At 42.3% G+C, this 4,094-nt stretch carries 5 protein-coding genes; all 5 read right to left on the bottom strand.

From position 1 onward, the window contains the following. Positions 1 to 158, bottom strand: a 158-nt coding sequence (locus L4C36_RS23325; RefSeq protein ID WP_428480167.1) for a transposase, incomplete at its 3' end; no start/stop codon positions are given. Between the two features lie 575 nt (positions 159 to 733). Then, positions 734 to 1,243, bottom strand: a complete 510-nt coding sequence (locus L4C36_RS23330) for a hypothetical protein (RefSeq protein WP_428480168.1) — start codon at positions 1,241 to 1,243, stop codon at positions 734 to 736. 262 nt (positions 1,244 to 1,505) lie between these two features. Then, positions 1,506 to 1,967, bottom strand: coding sequence for a hypothetical protein (locus tag L4C36_RS23335; protein ID WP_428480164.1), 462 nt, complete (start codon positions 1,965 to 1,967; stop codon positions 1,506 to 1,508). Positions 1,968 to 2,026: 59 nt separating this feature from the next. Further along, complete coding sequence (locus tag L4C36_RS23340; protein WP_428480165.1) at positions 2,027 to 2,725, bottom strand: HAD family hydrolase; 699 nt, start codon at positions 2,723 to 2,725, stop codon at positions 2,027 to 2,029. A gap of 439 nt (positions 2,726 to 3,164) precedes the next feature. Then, positions 3,165 to 3,611, bottom strand: a complete 447-nt coding sequence (locus L4C36_RS23345) for an SMI1/KNR4 family protein (protein WP_428480166.1) — start codon at positions 3,609 to 3,611, stop codon at positions 3,165 to 3,167. Between the last annotated feature and the right edge of the window lie 483 nt (positions 3,612 to 4,094).

The raw sequence follows: 4,094 nt of genomic DNA on the forward strand, positions 1-4,094 counted from the left end.
GGCACAACGGCTCCTGATTGTCGAAGTTGTTTTCGCCAATAATACAGCGTTGCTTCACTGATGCCTTCTTCTTTTGCTATCTCCGCGACAGAGCGAGACAACGGTGGTAACAACTTTTTCAAGATGGCTTCTTTTCTTTCTTGCGAATAACGAGACATGTTTCCTCTGTTTCCGCCCCTCTAAATTGATGAATTTTTAACAGTGACAACTATCCTGACACAGGGGGAAACCGAAGGCCTATCGGGTTATTGTAAAATAGAGGTTTTTCAAATTTCATAGGAAGAATCTATCCAGATAAATATAATGAATGGCATGGATTCCTCCTCATCCAGACTCTGCCACACTTGAAGAGTCARACACGAKATATRYTCGGARGTCAKCCTGTCACTTTCACTCTATGGTCTTGATTTTACGCCATTCAAAGAGAGTGAGATTTAGTATCCATAGGAAGATATGGCAGGCAAGGCATTGATTCATAAAACCGCCTTTATAACGTAAAACTCAGGGGGCGCTCTAAGGTTATTGCAACGTTTGCAAACATTCTATTGTTCATATAGATAACCAAGACTAAAGCCAGCCGTACCTGTCCGTGTTGCTATCGCTCGTTTTAAGATAAGAGACAGGGCGATGATCACTTCAAACCCAATAGTACAATTGACGCTATAAAGAAGTGTCTGGCTTGCTCTACACTCGGTATTGAGTGTTGGCTGCGCAACAGCTTAATCCTTATCTGTTATGTTCGTCGCTTTTGTAGCCCTTGAATAGCACGGTTTGTCGAGCCGATTAAATCGGTTCGCTTCAGTTTGTTTCGTATGATCAATGCTTCAGAGAACTGCTTTTCAGCGAGTTCATAATTACCAAGCTCAACGTTCAATTTACCCAAGTGCTGTAAACTGAAACTCAAAGAAAATTCACAACCATAATCCTGACTTTTTAAAAACATGCTTTTTGCGGCTTCCCTGTCACCAGCGTATTGCAAAGCAATGCCTGAAACATGCGTAGACCAAAACTTGTGCTTATCGTTAGATGTCGACGCTTGAACCTTAGAAGCCAGCCAATAAGCCAATTTACAAAAACCGATAATACGTAAATTATCGGCGATCAATATTTGCTGCCACTCAAGCTTTTCTCTTTTTCCTAACGCCTTGAATATGCAGGCTTGATATAGATTTAAAGAAAGTGTCTGGAAAACATTGAAAGTTACCCTGTCTCTTTGATATTCCACCGTGTCCTCCAAGAACATAACAAATGGCATGGACTTCCCCTCATCCGGCTCTGTCACATTTGAAGAGTTAAACTCGATATATGTTCGGAGGCCAGCATGTCACTTTCACTCTATGGCATCGATTTAGCGCCATTCCACAATGATTCGGCTTCAGTATCTATGGTGAGGATGGGGCAGGCAAGGTACTGATCCACAAAACCGCCGTTACAACGTAAAACTCAGGGGGGGATCAAAAGGCATTGCAACACGTGAAAATATACCGCTCGTTATATCGGGAGGTTTAGTCACAATGAGAAAATTGTGATTGATCCTTATCGACGTTTGCGGCGGTATTTTTTGCGACTTCAATTAAATCATAATTGGCATCAAATTGTGATCCTACCCCTGGCCAATAGAATTTGTCATCATGCGGGCAAAGGGTAACAATGACCGGAGAGTCGTCGATAGTTGCCTCCTCACCACGTCCAACAACCACGGTATACAGAATGTTGTCACGTACTTCACCGCGAATCGTATCTATTACATCGGCTTCGTAAAGATGAATGCTTATATATTTATCTTCGGGCAGTTCGTGTACGGTAACATCCGTATGTTTTACGATTGCAGAGTAAGGGGTGCTTACAACGGCTTTGTGTAACGCTTCCATTTGGTTTGCAAGTTGTTCACTGATGAGATTTCCAATTGCGGGGGTATGGAAAACCATAAAAGGAATACATGCTGTAAGAAATAAATGTTTTTTCATGCTGTTTACCATTATTCTATCTGCCCGTGTTGGCTGCGAAAAACCTTAATCCTTGTTTGTTATGCGTAAACTAACGTTGTTCGCCATAGCTTATCAAACTCTTGAAAAGTCGAAAAACGATGGTCAACATAGTCTGGTTTGTGCATATATTCAGTTTTCCATACAGTTACAAGTCCCAAGCTTTTCGCGGGTGCCATATCAGAAGACAAACTGTCACCGCAAAAGCACACCTTTTTACCACTATTGCTAAAGTTGCTTAAGCCCAATTCAAAGATCCTAATATCGGGCTTTTTAACACCAACACCATCTGATGTAAGAATGAAATCAAAATACTCATCAAACCCCAGAGCTGCAATTTTACGCCTTTGAAAGAAATCCCTGCCATTCGTTATGCAACCAATGGAGATGCCACAATTTTTCAGCATTGAGAGTGTCTGTCTTGCACCATGGAAAGGAACCGAAAACTCGTGGAAAGAACGATCAAAAGCAGCCAATAACTCTCGCTCAAGGTGTGGCGAAAAGTTAAAGCGTTTAGATAAAATGCTAAAAACGTGTGGTTTTGGTTGGATGATATTGTTTTGAGCAACAAACTCGCTGACAAATTGTCGCTCCGGTACGTCCAGGCTATTCAACGTAGTGTTTAAAAGCGCGTCAGCATAGCGTCTAAGTGATGCACTTTTATCATGCAATGTATCGTCTAAATCAAATATTATGTTCAACAGACTATCCTTGTCTTCATTATGTCTAACGAATGACATGGAGTACCCCTCATCCGGCTCCGTCACTTGATGAGTCAAGTTCGATAAAATCTCGGAGGCCAGCATGTCACTTTTAACCTATGGCATCGATTTAGCGCCATTCCACAATGATTTGGATTCAGTATCCATGGTGGGGATGGGGCAGGCAAGGTACTGATCCATAAAACCGCCGTTATGACGTAAAATTCAGGGGGCGGTCTAAAGTCCTTGCAACACGTGCAAACCTACCGCTTGCTATCTCGGGAGGAAGTCAGGGATAGGGTTGGGCGGGCACAAAAGATGCCTTCTAACGAATGAGGAACCGCAACCGCGTAGTGTCATTAGGGTCATGGCAAATAAGCTAATAAACAGACCGAATGTAGAGCGGCAGTCCCAAACCTTATATTACCTGACGCTGTTGTTGACAACCGGGGGAGTCCATGTAGCCTCATTAAATTGATTATTCGCCAACACACAAGTTACCTAAAAACTCATTTAGTGACTTAGCTAGTAGAGTCATGTTGTATTCCCAAGGCTCTCCATCATAGTTTGCTTCTTCATGATCCCAATGATAAATGTAACCATATTCATGTGCTTTCAATGAAATACAAAATGCATCTCCGCCAGGGCTATCAGCGAAAGGTAAATACTTTTTTGGAATCATCCCGACATGTTCTGCTACTTGCCTCACTAAGTCATCATGTTTCGATTCATCTAAAACAGCATAGAAGTAACCTACAAAGTCGAAGTGCTCATCATTATGGCGCACTCCATCTAAGCTAGGACGGCCACCATTATTCTCTAATAAAAATGACTTATATTCCGTAGGTAATTCAATGCCAATTTTACTCTCCACGATCTTTAGGTCGTCAGAAGTTATTGGATTGTGGCTATTTAGTAATATCACGATACTTCCATATCAATTTAACGTCTAACATAAGTTGCACCACGGCTAACTCACCAAGCACACTATTCTTTATACTAAAACCGCCGAGTGTAATGCGTCACCTTGATATTTTTGTGTACGCCCAGCATGGGCATGAACTAATGGGGTGAAAGTCCTCTGTAGGAAAATCACCATTTAATCATCAACTTGTTGATATTAAATGTTAACTACTAGCGAATGGCAAGGGCTTTTCCGTGAGGAAAGGTCTGAAGGAAGCCGCGAGCAAAACTGCGAGCTGATGAACAAGAACATCATATTAGGCGTAGGTCAGAGGCGAGTTGGCACAAGACGACGAAGCCAAGTGATTTAATGACCACCGTAAATGATGCAGTTGTGCAGTGAAAGTCCATGTCCTTATCTGGGGAGATCTGCTTAACAAGCGATCGTTAACCTAACCAGCTTGGCCGCTGGTTCAACTGGCCTGGCGCGTGAGCATCATCAACT

Source organism: Photobacterium japonica, from assembly GCF_050337005.1.
GTDB lineage: Bacteria > Pseudomonadota > Gammaproteobacteria > Enterobacterales > Vibrionaceae > Photobacterium > Photobacterium japonica.